Below are 16,168 nucleotides of genomic sequence, written 5' to 3'. Positions count from 1 at the left end.
CCAGCCCCCCGGAAAAGCGAAGCGCACCGGGAACCGAGCGAACGAAAGAAGCAAGCCTCCCCCGCCATCCCCAAGCCATAACGAGACAAGCACCATGAAAGACTTCCAGAACTTCATCAACGGCCAGTGGGTCGCCACCGGCCGCCAATTCGATGACCGCAACCCGGTCGACAACAGCCTGATCGGGCGCGTGCACGAAGCCGGCCGCGCGGAGGTAGAGGCGGCGGTGGCCGCCGCGCGTGCCGCGCTCGCGGGCCCCTGGGGCCGCATGACGGTGGCCCAGCGCGTGGAACTGCTGCACGCGGTGGCCGACGGCATCAACCGCCGCTTCGATGACTTCCTGCAGGCGGAGATCGCCGATACCGGCAAGCCGCTGTCGCTGGCCAGCCATGTAGACATCCCGCGCGGCGCGGCCAACTTCAAGGTCTTCGCCGACCTGATCAAGAACGTGCCGACCGAGAGCTTTGCCATGGCCACGCCGGATGGCGGCGAAGCGGTCAACTACGCGGTGCGCACACCGCGCGGGGTGATCGGCGTGGTGTGCCCGTGGAACCTGCCGCTGCTGCTGATGACGTGGAAGGTCGGCCCGGCGCTGGCCTGCGGCAACACGGTGGTGGTCAAGCCCTCGGAGGAGACGCCCGCGACCGCCACGCTGCTGGGCGAGGTGATGAACGAGGTGGGCGTGCCACCCGGCGTCTACAACGTGGTGCACGGCTTCGGCCCGGACTCGGCGGGCGCTTTCCTCACCGAGCACCCGGATGTGGACGGCATCACCTTCACCGGCGAGACGCGCACCGGCGAGGCCATCATGCGCGCGGCGGCGCGCGGTGTGCGCCCGGTGTCGTTCGAGCTGGGCGGCAAGAACGCCGGCATCGTCTTCGCCGACGCGGACTTCGACAAGGCGGTGGCCGGCATCACGCGCTCGGCCTTCGAGAACAGCGGCCAGGTGTGCCTGGGCACCGAGCGGGTCTATGTGCAGCGGCCCATCTTCGAGCGCTTCGTCGCCGCGCTCAAGGCCAAGGCCGAAGGGCTCAAGCTGGGTCCGCCCAACGAGGCCGGCGTGACCATGGGCCCGCTGGTGTCGCTGGAGCACCGCGAGAAGGTCCTGTCCTACTACCGCAAGGCGGCCGAGGCGGGCGCCACCGTGGTGACCGGCGGCGGCGTGCCGCAGATGCCGGGCGCGCTGGCCGAGGGCGCCTGGGTGCAGCCGACCATCTGGACCGGCCTGCCCGAGAGCGCGGCGGTGATCCGCGAGGAGATCTTCGGGCCCTGCTGCCATATCGCGCCGTTCGACACCGAGGAGGAGGTGATCGCGCTGGCCAACGATACGCCCTACGGGCTGGCCGCCACGGTGTGGACTTCGGACCTGGGCACCGCGCACCGCATGGGCAAGGCGCTGGAGGTGGGCATCTGCTGGATCAACGCCTGGTTCCTGCGCGACCTGCGCACCGCCTTCGGCGGCGCCAAGCAATCCGGCATCGGCCGCGAGGGCGGGGTGCATTCGCTGGAGTTCTACACCGAGCTGCGCAATATCTGCGTGAAACTGTGAGGCAAGACATGGAAGAAGCCCTGCAACAAGGCCTGCCGGCGCAGCAACTGCGCGAGATCGGCGCCAGCCTGCACCAGGCCCTGGTGCGCCGCCAGGCGGTGGCGCCGCTGACCGAGCGCTGGCCGGCGCTGTCGATCGACGACGCCTACCGCATCCAGCTGGCCATGGTGCAGCACCGGCTGGATGCCGGCGAGCGCGTGATCGGCAAGAAGATCGGTGTCACTAGCAAGGTGGTGATGGACATGCTGGACGTGCGCCAGCCGGACTTCGGCCACCTGCTGTCGGGCATGGTCTATCCGGACGGCGCGGCCATCGAGGCTGCCACGCTGATCGCGCCCAAGGCCGAGGGCGAGATCGCCTTCGTGCTCAAGGAGGACCTGGCCGGTCCCGGCGTCACCAATGCCGACGTGCTGCGCGCCACCGCCTTCGTGCTGCCGTGCTTCGAGATCGTCGATTCCCGCATCCGCGACTGGAAGATCCGCATCCAGGACACGGTGGCCGACAACGCGTCCTCGGGGGTGTTCGTGCTGGGCGACGCGGCGGTGGACCCGCGCGGGCTGGACCTGGGCACGGTCGGCATGACGCTGGAGAAGAACGGCGAGATCGTCGCCACCGGAGCGGGCGCGGCCGCGCTCGGCCATCCGGCCAATGCGGTGGCGTGGCTGGCCAATACGCTGGGCCGGCTGGGCATCGCGCTGAAGGCGGGCGAGGTGATCCTGTCGGGCTCGCTGGCGGCGATGGTGCCGGTGCAGGCGGGCGACCAGCTGCGCATCAGCCTGGGCGGCGTCGGCTCGGCCGGCGTGCGCTTCGTCTGAGGGGGCCGTCCCCGCGCAAGCCACAGGCCACCGCCCATGAGCCATGAGCCATGGAGCCATGAGCCACAAGCTACAAGGAAAGACCATGAACCTGACACAAGAGACCATCCGGCAGCTCGCCGAGCACCTGGAGAACGCCGAGCTGCAGCGCGAGGCGGTACGCAAGATCACCGACGCCCATCCGGACATGGACTGGGACGACGCCTACGCGATCCAGGACGCCATCCGCGCGCGCAAGGAAGCGCGTGGCACGCGCATCGCCGGACTGAAGATGGGGCTGACCTCCTTTGCCAAGATGCGCCAGATGGGGGTGAGCGAGCCGGTCTACGGCTTCCTGACCGACTACGGCGCCTGCATGGACGGCGCGGCGATCGACACTTCCGGCCTGATCCATCCCAAGGTCGAAGCCGAGATCGCCTTCGTGCTCAAGCGGCCGTTGAAGGGCCCGGGCTGCCATATCGGCGACGTGCTGGCGGCGACGGATTTCGTGCTGCCGGCGGTGGAGGTGATCGATTCGCGCTATGAGAACTTCCGCTTCGACCTGAAGAGCGTGATCGCCGACAACACTTCGTCGGCGCGCTTCGTCACCGGCGGCACCAGCCTGGGGGTGGAAGGGCTGGACCTGAAGAATCTCGGCGTGGTGCTGGAGAAGAACGGCGAAGTGGTGGCGACCGCCGCCGGCGCCGCCGTGCTGGGCCATCCGGCCAACAGCGTGGCGATGCTGGCGAACATGCTGGGCGCGCGCGGGCGCGAGCTGCCGGCGGGCACCTTCATCATGACCGGCGGCGTGACGGAGGCGGTGGCGGTGGCCGCCGGCGACAACGTGACGGTGCGCTACCAGCGGCTGGGGTCGGTGTCGATGCGCTTTGTGTGAGGCTTGGGGGTGGGGTGGTGCCACGCGGCGGCAAGGCGTACGCAGACCTATTTGCCTTCGTCGTACCCCCGCGCCAGCCGTCCCGCCCTCACCCCTGGCGCCACGCGCCGGCAAGCCCCATCATGCAGACCAAGGCCAGCCAGACCACCCATCCAACCCATTCCAACCTGAAGGAGCCCACACCATGCCCATCATGCAAGTCTTCCTGATCGAAGGCCGCACCGAAGAACAGAAGGCCCGCCTGATCGCCGCGCTGACCGATGCGGCGGTCGAGTCGATCGGCGCGCCGCGCGAAACGGTGCGGGTGATGCTGCAGGAAATGCCCAAGGAGCACTTCGGCATCGGCGGCAAGACAGCCAAGGAGCTGGGACGCTGAAGCGAAGCCGGGAGGGCGGCACGCCGGCGGTCCGGCGGCGGCGACGCGCCGCCACGCGGACTGCCGCCGCGCCGGTCAGCCGCCGCTGACGCGTGCCAGGAAGGCCCGCGTGGACGCCTCGCGCGGGGCGTCGATGACCTGCGCGGGCGGGCCGGCCTCGACCACCACGCCGTCGCGCATGAAGACCACCTGGTCGGCCACTTCGCGCGCGAAGGCGATCTCGTGGGTCACCAGCATCATGGTCATGCCCTCGTCGGCCAGCGCGCGCATCACGCCCAGCACTTCGCCGACCAGTTCGGGGTCGAGCGCCGAGGTGGCTTCGTCGAACAGCATCACTTCGGGCTGCATGGCCAGCGCGCGTGCGATGGCGACCCGCTGCTTCTGCCCGCCGGAGAGCTTGTCGGGATAGGTGCCGGCGCGTTCGGCGAGGCCGACGCGCGCCAGCAGTTCCAGCGCCCGCGCGCGGGCTTCGGCCTTCGGGCGTCCGAGCACGGTCACCATGCCCTCCATGACGTTCTCCGCGGCGGTCATGTGGGGAAACAGGTTGAAGTGCTGGAACACCATGCCGGTGCGCGCGCGGAAGGCGGCCAGGGCGCGGTCGCCGAGCCTGGGACCGCCCGGCTGGTCGAAGTCGAAGCGGTGCGCGCCGACCTGGATGGTGCCGCCGCAGGGCGTGGTCAGCAGGTTGACGCAGCGCAGCAGGGTGGACTTGCCGGAGCCCGAGGGGCCGATCAGCGCGACCACCTCGCCCTTGCCGACCTCCAGGCTGATGTCGCGCAGCACGGTGACGTCGCCGAAGCGTTTCTTCAGGCCGCGGATCGAGATCATGGGTTCGGTTGGCATCGGCTCAGGCTCCCGTGGTTTTCGCTTCCAGCCGCTTGGCCAGCATGGTGGCGGGCAGCAGGATGGCGAAGTAGATCACGGCCACCAGGGTGTAGATCTCGAGCGGGCGATAGGTGTCGTGCGCGATCACCTGGCCCTGGTAGAGCAGGTCGGGCACCGCCAGCACCGACAGCAGCGAGGTGTTCTTGAGCTGCATGATGGACTGGCTGACCAGCGGCGGGGTCATGCGGCGGAAGGCCTGCGGCAGCACGATGCGGCGCATCACCTGCCCGCGCGTCATGCCGAGCGCCTGGCCGGCCTCGACCTGGCCCGGATCGATGGAGATGATGCCGCCGCGCACGATCTCCGAGTAGAAGGCGCCGCCGTACAGGGTCAGCGCCAGCACCGCGGCGGTGCCGGGCGTCAGCTCGATGCCGAGCAGCACCGGCAGCGCATAGTAGAACCAGATCAGCTGCACCAGCACCGGCGTGCAGCGGAACACTTCCACGAAGGCGCGCAGCGAGCCCGCCAGCAGCCGGCTCGACGAGACCCGCCCAAGGCCCACCAGGACCCCCACCAGCAGGCCGGAGACGATGACCACCGCGGTGTAGGCCAGCGTGGTCAGCACGCCGGCCGTGATGATGCCCCGGTACGCCCACAGCGAACCGAAATCCCACTGATACATGCTCGGCCCTCAGAAGCGGACTTGCGGCGGGAAGGCGGTGGGCGGCACGTTGGCCAGCTTCTGCATATTGCCGACGATGGTCTCGCGGATGCGGCCGGCCTTGCGTGCTTCGTCCAGCCAGGCATTGAGCGCGTTGACGAAGGCCGGGTCGGACTGCTTGCGCAGGCCGATGTTGGTGACCGCGGTCTGCGGCGGCGTGGGGTAGAGGATGTGGCCGATATTGGGCAGCTTGGCCAGCAGCGCGGTGGACAGCAGCACCACCAGGATCTGGCAGTCGACGCGGCCGGACTGCAGCGCCATGGTGGCGGCCGCCGAGGTCTCGAAGCGCTGCACGTTGGCGCGCGGCAGCAGCTGGGTGGCGAGCTGGTCGTGGTTGGAGCCGACGTCCACCGCGATGCGCATCTCGGGCACGTTGAGCTGCTCCCAGCGCTCGATGTTCAGCGACTTGCGCGCCACCACCGTGTGCAGGTTCTGGAACAGCGGATTGCTGAAGTCGACCGCCTCGCGCCGCTGCGGCGTGGGCGCCATGGCGAACTGGGCGTCGATCTTGTTGGTCTGCACGTCCAGCACGGCATTGCCCCAGGTGGTCTCCACCCATTCGACCTGCGCGCCCAGGTGCCTGGCCAGGTCGCGCCCGAAATCGATGCAGAAGCCGCGCCATTCGCCGGTGGCGAGGTCCTTGCTGAAATAGGGCGAAGCGCCGTTGATGGCGCCCAGGCGCACGCGGCCGGTGCGCTTGATGCGGGCCATGGTCGATTCGGGCTCGTCGGCGAAGGCCGGGGGGAGGGCGAGCGCCGAGCCGCTTGCGAGGGTGGCTTCGATGAACTGCCTGCGCGTGATCGCCATGTCGGGTTTCCTCTCTCTCTGTCGTGTGGATGCTGCCGTGGTTGTGGTGCCGATGGCCGGGTACGGCTGCCCGGGCGCCATCCTGGGGCCCGAGTGTAGCAGCAAGGTGGCGGCCGGCGGAATGGCTGCCAGCCCTGGGCGCGGCATGCCGAAGGACGGAAGCGAGTTCTGTGCCATGTGCCCGCCAGCCGCGCGCATCGGCCTGGTGCTTCCGCGCGGCGGCGAAGCTCAGTAGACTCACGCACAGGCCCGCGCCGCGTCCGCGCTGCGTCCCGGCCGCTTCGTCCCATTCTTCTTCCCACCCTTGCTGCGTCCCGCGCGGACGCGGGTTCGACGATATGAAAGTCGTAGTGATCGGCGGCGGCGTGATCGGCACGGCCACGGCGTACTGGCTCAACCGGCAGGGCGCCGAGGTGACCCTGGTCGAGCGCGAGCCCGACGTGGCGCGCCAGACCAGCGCCGGCAACGCGGGCGTGATCGCGCCCGGCTATGTCACGCCGTGGGCCGCGCCGGGCATGCCGGCCAAGATCCTGAAATACCTGCTGAAGCCGGCCGCGCCGGTCATCTTCCGGCCGCAGCTGAGCCTGCGCCAGTGGCGCTGGATCGGGCGCTGGCTGGGCAACTGCGAACTGGCGCGCTATCGCGTCAACAAGCTGCGCATGCAGCGCGTGGCCTACTACAGCCGCGCCTGCCTGCACGAATTCCTGCGCGACCACCCCCTCGACTACGGCCGCAGCCAAGGCTACCTGCAGCTGTTCCGCTCGCGCTACGACGAGGAGCTGGCCAGGCCGGCGCTGGCCTTGCTGGCCGAGGCCGGCATCCCGCACCGCCTGCTCGATGCCGCCCAGTGCGTCGAGATCGAGCCGGCGCTGGCGCGCGCGCCGGTGGCCCCGCTGTCCGGGCTCTACCTGCCCGAGGACGAGGCCGGCGACTGTGCGGTCTTCACGCGCGAACTGCGCGCCTTGTGCGAGCAGGGCGGCGTGCGCTTCCGCTTCGGCGCCCGCGTGGCGCGCCTCGAGGCGGCCGGCGGGCGGGTCAGTGCGGTGCAGCTGGAGCAGCTGGAGCCGCTGGAGCCGTTGGAGGCGGGGCCGCAGCGCCTGCCCTGCGATGCGCTGGTGATGGCCGCCGGGGTCGACAGCCACACCCTGCTGGACCCGCTGGGCATCGCCCTGCCGCTCTATCCGGTCAAGGGCTATTCGGCCACGCTGCAGATCACCGATGCCGAGGCCGCGCCACGCGCCGCCGTCATGGACGAGTCGCTCAAGACGGCCATCACGCGCATGGGCAACCAGGTGCGCGTGGCCGGCACCGCCGAGCTGGGCGACGACCGCCTGGCCCTGCGCGAGGCCAGCCTGAAGACGCTGCGCCAGGTCATGGCGGACTGGTTCCCGGGCGCCGGCGACATGGCCGGCGCGCGTTACTGGGTGGGCCGGCGGCCGATGACGCCGGACGGCCCGCCCATCCTCGGCCCGACCTCGCACGCCAATCTCTTCCTGAACGTGGGGCACGGCTCCACCGGCTGGGCCATGTCGATGGGATCCGGCCGCGTGGTGGCGGACCTGGTGCTCGGGCGCAAGCCGGAGATCGACCTGGACGGCCTCACGCTGGCGAGGTACTGAATCATGGCAGACGACATCGCTGACGGCCGGGCTCCGGGTCCGGGCCAGCCGGCGCTGGGCGTGGTGATGCTCGACACGGTGTTCCCGCGCCCGCCGGGCGATATCGGCAACCCAGCCACCTTTGCCTTCGCCACGCGCTACCAGCGGGTGCCGGCGGCTTCGCCGCGGCGCGTGGTGTTCGGGCAGGCCGAGGGCCTGGGCGGTGCCTTCGTCGAGGCGGCGCTGGCACTGCAGGCACAGGGCTGCCAGGCCATCGTCACCAGCTGCGGCTTCCTTGCGCTGCACCATCGCGAGATGGCGGCGGCGCTGCGGGTGCCGTTCGCCAGCTCGGCGCTGTGCTGGCTTCCCACGCTGTACCAGGTGTGCGGCGGCCCCGAGGCGGTCGGCGTGCTGACGGCTTCGGCCGGCGCGCTCAGCGATGCGCACCTGGAAGCGGTCGGCGGATCGGCGCGCTCGCCGCGCGCGGGCATGGACGAGGCCGGCGAGTTCGCCCGCGTGATCCTCGGCAACCAGCCCGAGGGCGATATGGCGCGTGTCGGGCAGGAGGTGGTGGAGACGGCGGTGCGCTTTGCCGCCGCGCATCCGCGCTTGCGGGCGCTGGTGCTGGAATGCACCAATATGCCGCCCTATGCGGCCGAGATCGCGCGGCGCTGCCGGCTGCCGGTGTTCGACCTGGTGTCACTGGCACGCCAGCTGATGGCCGGCGCGGCAGCACGCTAGACAGAATGTATTGAGTCCACGCGTTCGTGATTCAGGGCACCAGCGCGGCGCCGGGCCACGGCGGCGCCGCGCGGCGGACCGCGGTCGCCAATGATCGCCTACGGCAGCTGCGCGGGCGGCACCGCCTCGAAGGTGGGCGGGGCGAACAGGTTGCCCTGGAACTGCTCGACGCCGGCGTTGCGCAGCCAGTGGTATTCGTCCACCGTCTCGACCGCTTCGGCGATGACACCGACGCCGAGCGTCCGGCAGGTCTGCACCAGCTTCGGCACCAGCTCGCGCAGGCGCGCGTCGACGTGCGTGCCCAGCGCAGTCCGCCGGCCCAGCTTGACGTAGTCGGGGCGGATGGCGGCGACCAGGTTGGCACCGGCCAGCCCGCCGCCGATTTCGCTGAGCGCCAGCCCCATGCCCAGCTCGCGCAAGGGCTGCATGCGCCGGGCATAGGCTTCGGGGCGTTCCACGATCTCGTCGACCTTGCTTTCCAGCACCAGGCGGCCGCCATCGAAGCCCAGCGCCTGTGCCGTCGACAGGGTGCGCGCGAGCGCGGCCTGCGCGTCGGCGTCCTCGCTGACGAAGCTGTTGATATGCAGGCGCTGGCCGATGCGCAGCCGGGCCGCGGTACGCATGGCGGCGGTACGGCACTCGTCGTCGAAGCGATGGATCTCGTTGGGCGGCACCGCGCGCAGGACGGGCGCCGCGTTGCCGTCCCGGCGTCCGCGCACGAAGGCCTCGTAGGCCACCACGCAGCGGTGCCGGACGTCGACGATGGGCTGGAAGGCGAAGGAGTAGCCGGGCAAGGCCTGGCCGTCGGTGTCGCCCGGCAGCGATGCCGGCGTCGCCGGCGGGGCCTGGCTGTCGCCGTCGCCGCCATTGGCCTCGCGCAGCATGGAGGCGGCCAGGCGCCGGCCGAACGCGGTCACGTAGCCGGCCGGGGTCAGGTCCAGGTCGGTCTCGCCGTTCGGGTTGGCCACGCCGCGGCGGCGCAGCAAGCCGGCGCGCAGCAGGCGCTCGACCTGCGTGCCCGGGATCAGGCGGTGGCCGTTCGGGGCGCACTCGTCCTGCAGCAGCGCGCCCTGGACCGGCGCGCCCCATGGCGTGAGGGACAGATACAGGCGTGCGCCGTGGGCGACGCGTTTGAGGAGTTCGATGCGCTGCATGGTGCCTCGCCGTCAGGAATGACGTCCGGGCGGACGTGTACAGCGGAGGCGCGGGGAGACGGCGCGCGCGCGCGACCGCCGTGGTGACGGCTGGCTGCGCGACTGGGTCGTCCGGCTTGAAGGCATGGCAATGTCTCGGTCTTTCTTGTCCGATCTCGCAGGGGTCAGGGGGAGGCCCTGCCGGCCGCCGGCCTGGCGGGGCCGGTGGCGAGGGGCGGTTCCGGGGTGCGTGCGGCGGCGTGCCCGGGAGAGGCGGCCTGCCGGCTTGCTGAGCGTCGAGATCGCATGCTTTAACGGACGCCGCGCCTCGTACTTGACCCCACACTCGAAGGGAAGGACACGGCAGGCCCGCCCCAGGCCTGGCAAGGGGCGAGCCCGGCACCTGGCAGGCGGCAGGTGGGATGGGGCGCGTGCATTCCGCTGCGCCGCTGCCTAGTATCTAGAGTCGGCCCCGCCGGCGGGCGCGCGATGCGCGCCGCGCGGCCGGGGCATGCGGCCGGGGACGGCAAGGGGGCGGCATGGAAGCAGGGCGGCCAGGCGGGACGGGCGGGGAGCCCCCGCGGCAGGAAGGGGGCGCGGGCGGAGTATCCGGCGAGGTACCGGGCGAAGCGGCGGAGGCCCCGTTTTCGCCGCTGGAGTCGCGCCGGCACCAGATGTTCCCGCAACTTTCGGCGGCGGACATCGAGCGCATGCGCCGTTTCGGCGAGGTGCGGCGCTGGCGCGCGGGCGAAAACCTGTTCTCCATCGGCGACCGCGGCCGCGGCATGTTCGTGGTCCTGAGCGGCCGCGTCGCGGTGGTCCAGCGCGACGGGCTCGGCCGCTCCAGCACGGTGGTCGAGGAAGGGCCCGGACAGTTCCTTGCCGAGGTCGGCCAGTTGAGCGGCAAGCCGGCGCTGGTCGATGGAGTCGCGGTCGCCGACACCGAGGCGCTGGCGATTCCGCCCGAACGCCTGCGCGCGCTGCTGGTGGCCGAGGCCGAACTGGGCGAGCGCATCATGCGCGCGCTGATCCTGCGTCGCGTGGGCCTGATCGAGCGCGGCAGCGGGCCGGTGCTGGTCGGGCGCGGCGCGTCGCCGCGGCTGCTGGCGCTGCAGGCCTTCCTGCGCCGCAACGGCCATCCCCATACCGTGCTCGACGTCGAAGCCGACCCGCAGGCACGTGCGCTGCTGGGCGGCTGCGCGCTGGAGCCGGCCGACCTGCCGCTGGTACTGTGCCCGGGCGGCCATGTACTGCGCGCGCCGGATGAAGGGCAACTGGCTTCCTGCCTGGGTTTGCTGCCCGACTTCGATCCCGAACACATCTACGATGTGGTGGTGGCCGGTGCCGGGCCCGCCGGCCTGGCGACCGCGGTCTATGCCGCTTCCGAAGGCCTGTCGGTGGCGGTGATGGACGAGCGCGCCCCGGGCGGCCAGGCCGGCGCCAGCGCGCGCATCGAGAACTACCTGGGCTTTCCCACCGGCATCTCCGGGCAGGCACTGGCCGGCCGCGCCTTGGCGCAGGCGCTCAAGTTCGGTGCCCACCTGGCCATCCCGCTGTCCGTGCGCGCGCTGCGCTGCGACCGCTTCCCCTTGCGCCTGGTGCTTGCCGACGGCCGCGAGGTGGCGACGCGCACCGTGGTCATCGCCAGCGGCGCGCAATACCGGCGCCCGGCCATCGACGGGCTGGAGCGCTTCGAGGGCAGCGGCGTCTACTACTGGGCTTCGCCGGTCGAGGCCAGGCTGTGCCAGGACGAGGAAGTCATCCTGGTCGGCGGCGGCAATTCGGCCGGACAGGCCGTGGTCTACCTGGCCACGCACGCCGCGCGCGTCCACCTGATGGTGCGCGGGCCCGGTCTGGAGGCCACCATGTCGCGCTACCTGATCGACCGCATCGCCGGCCTGCCCAATGTGCGCCTGTGGACCGGCACCGAGGTGACCGGGCTGGACGGCAGCGCCTGGCTCGACCACATCCGCTGGCGCTGCCGCGCCGACGGCGAGCACGACGGCGCGCTGCGCCATCTCTTCCTCTTCGTCGGCGCCGCGCCGAACACGGCCTGGCTGCGCGACTGCCCGGTGGGCGTGGATGCGCACGGCTTCGTGCGCACCGGTGCCGACGCCGGGCAGGAGGCTCCGCTGCAGACCAGCGTGCCGGGCGTGTTCGCCATCGGCGATGTGCGTGCCGGTTCCACCAAGCGGGTCGCCGCGGCGGTCGGCGAGGGCGCGGCGGTGGTGGCGCAGATCCACGCCTATCTGGCCGGGCTGGCGGGACGTCCGGCGCGGGTCTGCTAGCGAGTCAGCTGGCGAGTCAGCTGGCGAGTCAGCTGGCGAGTCAGCTGGCGAGTCAGCTGGTGAGTCTGCTGGCGCGCCTTCCAGTGCCACGGGCGGGCGTGACGCGCGCTCGGCCGGCGTGCGGGTCATCCTCGGCGGTGCTGGCGGGGCGCAAGCCCAGGATGCGCGGGATGCCTGCCAGGCGGTGATTTCACCAAGCAATGTGTCGAATGAGCCTCGATCGAGGCGGGGATAGTCCCGTCCTATCGCCCATTGATAGTCTTATGCAATCACTCCGCTAGATACAATGAATTTCACAAATATAGGCGGGATCGACACAATGAGGCCTTCGCTGCATCACGCAGCCACAACCCAACCGACCAGGAGTGATATCCATGCTGCAATCCCGCGAAGGCCAGCGCGTTCCCGCCGTCTCGTTCCGCGTGCGTGAAAACAATGAGTGGAAGACCGTGACCACGGCCCAGCTGTTCGACGGCAAGACCGTGGTGGTGTTCTCGCTGCCCGGCGCCTTCACGCCGACCTGTTCGTCGACCCATCTGCCGCGCTACAACGAGCTGGCGCCGGTGTTCGCCAGGCATGGCGTGGACGACATCCTGTGCGTCTCGGTCAACGACACCTTCGTCATGAACGAGTGGGCCAAGGACCAGGAGTCGGAAAACATCACCATGATCCCCGACGGCAACGGCGAGTTCACCGAAGGCATGGGCATGCTGGTGGACAAGGCCGACCTCGGCTTCGGCAAGCGCAGCTGGCGCTATGCGATGCTGGTCAAGGACGGTGTGGTGCAGAAGATGTTCATCGAACCGGAAGAGCCGGGCGACCCGTTCAAGGTGTCGGACGCCGACACCATGCTCAACCACATCGCGCCCAACGCCAAGCGCCCCGACCAGGTGGTGGTGTTCTCCAAGGTGGGCTGCTCGTTCTGCGCCAAGGCCAAGCAATTGCTCGACGACAACGGCTTCGACTACATCGACGTGCCGCTCGAGAACAAGATCCGCGGCAAGGTGCTGGGCGCCGTGTCGGGCACGATGACCGCGCCGCAGGTCTTCATCAACGGCAAGCTGGTCGGCGGCGCCGAGGCGCTCGAGCAGTACCTGGCACGCTGAGCGCCGCTGCCCGCCGCGTGCCCGCGGCGGCGCGGCCAGGCTGCCGGACCCAGTCGCCGGACCCAGTCGCCGGACCCGATGGCAGCGTGCTGCCATCCCGCCCGTCGATTCGCCGATTCGCCGATTCGCCGATTGGCGCGCGCGCCAGGCGCCGCCGTCCGATCGCCCCCGTCACGCACCATCCCCAGAACCCACCGGAGCCGCCGGGCCTTCCCGGCATCCGTACCTTTCGAGGAGCAGAATCCATGCAAACCATCGTCACCGACGTCGCCGTGATCGGTGCCGGCACCGCCGGCCTCGCCGCTTACCGGGCCGCCAAGGCCGCCGGCAAGCGCGCCGTGATCATCGAGGGCGGTCCCTACGGTACCACCTGCGCCCGCGTCGGCTGCATGCCCTCCAAGCTGCTGATCGCGGCCGCGGAGGCCGCGCACGAGATCCGCCATGCCGCGCCCTTCGGCGTGCATGTGGACGGCGCGGTGCGCATCGACGGGCGCGAGGTGATGGCGCGCGTCAAGCGCGAGCGCGACCGTTTCGTCGGCTTCGTCGTGCGCGGCGTGGAAGGGTTCGACGAGGCGGACCGCCTGCGCGGCTATGCGCGCTTCATCGACAACACCGTGCTGCAGGTCGGTGACAGCGTCACCGTGCGGGCCAGCCGCGTAGTGATCGCCACCGGCTCCAGCCCGGTGGTGCCCGAGCCTTTCCGCGTGTTCGGCGACCGCCTGGTGGTCAATGACGATGTGTTTTCCTGGGATGACCTGCCGCGCAGCGTGGCGGTCTTCGGCCCCGGTGTGATTGGCCTGGAGCTGGGCCAGGCACTGTCGCGCCTGGGGGTGCGGGTGCGCGTGTTCGGCGTGCGCGGCGGCGTCGGCCCGCTCACCGACCCGGCGGTCAAGGCGGCGGCCCTGCAGGTCTTCCGCGAGGACTTCTACCTCGATCCGGACGCCCGCGTCAGCGAGATGCGGCGCGAGGGCGACGAGGCGGTGATCCGCTATACGGATACGGCAGGGCGCGAGGTCACGGAGCGCTTCGACTACGTGCTGGCCGCCACCGGCCGCGCTCCCAACGTGCGCGGGCTGGGCCTGGAGAACACCGGGCTGGCGCTCGATGCGCGCGGCGTGCCGGTGTTCGATGCGGCCACCCTGCAATGCGGCAGCGCGCCGGTCTTCCTGGCCGGCGACGTCAACGACGTGCTGCCGCTGCTGCACGAGGCCGCCGACGAAGGCAAGGCGGCCGGCGAGAACGCCGCTGCCTGGCCCGCGCTCAAGCCGCTGGCACGCCGCGCGCCGCTGGCGGTGGTGTTTTCCGATCCGCAGATCGCCATGGTGGGCCGGCGCTTCGCCGACCTGGCCGAGGGCAGCTTCGTCACCGGCGAGGTCAGCTTCGAGGACCAGGGCCGCAGCCGCGTCATGCTGAAGAACCGTGGCCTGATGCACGTCTACGCCGACCGCGCCGATGGACGCTTCCTCGGCGCCGAGTGGAGCGGCCCGCGCGCGGAGAACATCGCGCACCTGCTGGCCTGGTCGTACCAGCAGGGCCTGACCATCGAGCAGATGCTGGCCATGCCCTTCTACCACCCGGTGGTGGAAGAGGGCCTGCGCACCGCGCTGCGCGACGCCGCGGCGAAGCTGCAGGCGGCGTGAGGGCTTGAGGGCGTGAGGGCGTGAGGGCCTGGCGACGAACGCCGCCGCGCTCAGCGCGCGGGCCCGGCGTGGCGGTCGCCACCGCCGCCGCCGTCGACGCGGCGCGCCAGGAAGCCGGCGATGCATGCGCTGATGCGCGCCGGGTCTTCCAGGCTGGGCAGGTGGCCCATGCCCGCCAGGGTCTGGTGTTCCGCGCCCGGCACCGTCGCCGCCAGGTGGTGGCAGCGCTGCTGGATGTGGGGAAAGTCGAGGTCGCCGCACAGCACCAGGGTCGGCACGGCGATCTCGCCGAGGCGGTGGAACATCGGCTGGATATCCTGGTCCGCGCCGAACGGCCGCGCGCGCAGTGCGATGCCGTTCATGGCGAGAAACAGATCGCGCGCGGGCCCGGCCACGCGGCCTTCCGCGGCCAGCGGCCCGTCCAGCCACAGGCGCGCCTGCGAGGCATTCCGGCGATCGATGTCGCCGGACGCTTCGGCGTCGCGGGCCTGGGCCAGCAGTTCCGCCACCACGGGGGCATGGACCGGCTCGGGAGCGCCGGCGATGCTCGGGGCGATCAGCACCAGGGCCCGCACCCGCGCCGGGTGCCGCAGCGCGGCATCGAGCGCGATGCGGCCGCCCAGGGAGCAGCCGACCAGGACCGCCGGGGCGCCATCCGCGGTGGCATCCAGCACCGCCAGCAGGTCGTCCAGGGCCGAGAAATCCTCCGGCTCGGCGCGGCTGCCGCCGAAGCCGCGGCGGTCATAGGCGATTGCCTTATGAGTGGCGCCGATGGCGTCCTGCTCGGTACGCCACATGCGCCGGTCGCATACATTGGCATGGAGAAAGACGACGGGGGCGCCGCTGCCGGCGATTTCAGTCGCGAGCTCGGCGCGCCCGGAGGCGATGTGGCGGATCGAAGTCATGTCTTGGCCGGTGTCGGCGCAGCGTAAGGCACACGCGGGCATTCTGCCCGAGATCCGCCTTTGCCGGCGCGGGGGCGTGGCGCCGGCCGCGCGGCCGGCATGCCCGGCCATGCCCGGCGCGCTGGGGCGACGCTGCGGTAAGCCCTTGAATGGCAATGGATTCCACTGGCGCGAAGACTGCTAAGATGCCGTCCAAGGAGCCACGACCATGCAACGAAAGACCTTCAAGGACATGCAATGCCCGATCGCCCGCAGCCTGGAGCGCGTGGGCGAATGGTGGAGCATCCTGATCCTGCGCGAGGCCTTGTACGGCTCGACCCGCTTCGACGATTTCCAGCGCAACCTCGACATCGCGCCCAATATGCTGACGCGCCGCCTGGCCGGGCTGGTCGAGGCGGGCCTGCTGGAGCGGCGCCAGTATTCCGCACGGCCGCCGCGCTTCGAATATGTGCTGACCGAGCGCGGCCACGACTTCCAGCCGGTGCTGCTCGCCTTGCTGGCCTGGGGCAACCGGCACTTCGCGCCCGAGGGCGCCAGCGTGCAATTGGTCGACAAGGCCAGCGGCCGCCCGGTCGAGCCGCGCCTGGTCGATGCCGCCAGCGGCGAGCCGATCGGCTTCGCCCGCCATGCGCTGGTGCCAGGGCCGGCGGCCAGCGAGGGCATGCGGCGGCGGCTGGCGGCGGCGGCCTCCCACCTGGCTGCGCAGGCTTCGGAGGGCGCGGCGCCTGCAGCGCAAGGGGAGGCCGCGCCGGTCATGGAGGCGTCGGGGAGCTAGTCCACTGCGCCCGCA

At 71.1% G+C, this 16,168-nt stretch carries 15 protein-coding genes; 10 read left to right on the top strand and 5 right to left on the bottom strand.

The window, feature by feature from the left end:
• The first annotated feature begins 94 nt into the window (after positions 1–94).
• The 4 genes from BKK80_RS29235 (at position 95) to BKK80_RS29220 (ending at position 3,614) form a co-directional block, all read left to right on the top strand.
• Complete coding sequence (locus tag BKK80_RS29235) at positions 95–1,549, top strand: 2-hydroxymuconic semialdehyde dehydrogenase (protein ID WP_071072333.1); 1,455 nt, start codon at positions 95–97, stop codon at positions 1,547–1,549.
• Positions 1,550–1,557: 8 nt separating this feature from the next.
• A complete protein-coding gene (dmpE, locus tag BKK80_RS29230; RefSeq protein WP_071019274.1) occupies positions 1,558–2,364 on the top strand; it encodes a 2-oxopent-4-enoate hydratase in 807 nt (268 codons plus the stop codon).
• Positions 2,365–2,449: 85 nt separating this feature from the next.
• Complete coding sequence (gene dmpH, locus BKK80_RS29225; RefSeq protein WP_071019277.1) at positions 2,450–3,238, top strand: 2-oxo-3-hexenedioate decarboxylase; 789 nt, start codon at positions 2,450–2,452, stop codon at positions 3,236–3,238.
• 184 nt (positions 3,239–3,422) lie between these two features.
• Positions 3,423–3,614: a 2-hydroxymuconate tautomerase gene (locus tag BKK80_RS29220; protein ID WP_071040154.1), complete on the top strand. Its 192-nt coding sequence runs from the start codon at positions 3,423–3,425 to the stop codon at positions 3,612–3,614.
• A gap of 75 nt (positions 3,615–3,689) precedes the next feature.
• Here the strand turns inward: BKK80_RS29220 and BKK80_RS29215 are convergent, their stop codons facing one another.
• Genes BKK80_RS29215 through BKK80_RS29205 form a run of 3 tightly spaced genes read right to left on the bottom strand, consistent with a single transcriptional unit; the run spans position 3,690 to position 5,967 of the window.
• The gene (locus BKK80_RS29215; RefSeq protein ID WP_071019282.1) at positions 3,690–4,457 is read right to left on the bottom strand and encodes an amino acid ABC transporter ATP-binding protein; all 768 of its coding nucleotides are present in this window, start codon (positions 4,455–4,457) and stop codon (positions 3,690–3,692) included.
• Positions 4,458–4,461: 4 nt separating this feature from the next.
• Positions 4,462–5,121, bottom strand: coding sequence for an amino acid ABC transporter permease (locus BKK80_RS29210; protein WP_071019285.1), 660 nt, complete (start codon positions 5,119–5,121; stop codon positions 4,462–4,464).
• Positions 5,122–5,130: 9 nt separating this feature from the next.
• Positions 5,131–5,967 carry a transporter substrate-binding domain-containing protein gene (locus BKK80_RS29205; RefSeq protein WP_071040153.1) on the bottom strand — a complete coding sequence of 279 codons (837 nt, stop codon included), beginning with the start codon at positions 5,965–5,967 and terminating at the stop codon, positions 5,131–5,133.
• Positions 5,968–6,305: 338 nt separating this feature from the next.
• On the opposite strand from BKK80_RS29205, the gene BKK80_RS29195 reads away from it, so the two are divergent.
• Both BKK80_RS29195 and BKK80_RS29190 read left to right on the top strand, forming a co-directional pair.
• Positions 6,306–7,586: a D-amino acid dehydrogenase gene (locus BKK80_RS29195; protein ID WP_071072330.1), complete on the top strand. Its 1,281-nt coding sequence runs from the start codon at positions 6,306–6,308 to the stop codon at positions 7,584–7,586.
• A gap of 3 nt (positions 7,587–7,589) precedes the next feature.
• Positions 7,590–8,306, top strand: a complete 717-nt coding sequence (locus tag BKK80_RS29190; protein WP_071072327.1) for an aspartate/glutamate racemase family protein — start codon at positions 7,590–7,592, stop codon at positions 8,304–8,306.
• 98 nt (positions 8,307–8,404) lie between these two features.
• Here the strand turns inward: BKK80_RS29190 and BKK80_RS29185 are convergent, their stop codons facing one another.
• Complete coding sequence (locus BKK80_RS29185; RefSeq protein WP_083384471.1) at positions 8,405–9,460, bottom strand: EAL domain-containing protein; 1,056 nt, start codon at positions 9,458–9,460, stop codon at positions 8,405–8,407.
• 518 nt (positions 9,461–9,978) lie between these two features.
• On the opposite strand from BKK80_RS29185, the gene BKK80_RS29180 reads away from it, so the two are divergent.
• The 3 genes from BKK80_RS29180 to BKK80_RS29170 all read left to right on the top strand — a co-directional run bounded on the left by BKK80_RS29180 (position 9,979) and on the right by BKK80_RS29170 (position 14,473).
• Positions 9,979–11,727: an FAD-dependent oxidoreductase gene (locus tag BKK80_RS29180; protein WP_071072325.1), complete on the top strand. Its 1,749-nt coding sequence runs from the start codon at positions 9,979–9,981 to the stop codon at positions 11,725–11,727.
• 374 nt (positions 11,728–12,101) lie between these two features.
• Positions 12,102–12,833 carry a glutathione peroxidase gene (locus tag BKK80_RS29175; RefSeq protein WP_071019301.1) on the top strand — a complete coding sequence of 244 codons (732 nt, stop codon included), beginning with the start codon at positions 12,102–12,104 and terminating at the stop codon, positions 12,831–12,833.
• Positions 12,834–13,078: 245 nt separating this feature from the next.
• On the top strand, positions 13,079–14,473 hold the full coding sequence (locus BKK80_RS29170; protein ID WP_071072323.1) for a dihydrolipoyl dehydrogenase: 1,395 nt from the start codon (positions 13,079–13,081) through the stop codon (positions 14,471–14,473).
• Positions 14,474–14,523: 50 nt separating this feature from the next.
• Here BKK80_RS29170 and BKK80_RS29165 read toward each other — a convergent pair whose 3' ends face one another.
• Positions 14,524–15,378, bottom strand: coding sequence for an alpha/beta fold hydrolase (locus BKK80_RS29165; RefSeq protein ID WP_071072321.1), 855 nt, complete (start codon positions 15,376–15,378; stop codon positions 14,524–14,526).
• 208 nt (positions 15,379–15,586) lie between these two features.
• On the opposite strand from BKK80_RS29165, the gene BKK80_RS29160 reads away from it, so the two are divergent.
• Positions 15,587–16,153, top strand: coding sequence for a winged helix-turn-helix transcriptional regulator (locus BKK80_RS29160; RefSeq protein WP_071019312.1), 567 nt, complete (start codon positions 15,587–15,589; stop codon positions 16,151–16,153).
• The last annotated feature ends 15 nt before the right edge of the window (positions 16,154–16,168 follow it).

Source organism: Cupriavidus malaysiensis, from assembly GCF_001854325.1.
Lineage (GTDB): Bacteria > Pseudomonadota > Gammaproteobacteria > Burkholderiales > Burkholderiaceae > Cupriavidus > Cupriavidus malaysiensis.
This window is presented reverse-complemented; position numbering and strand designations above follow the sequence as displayed.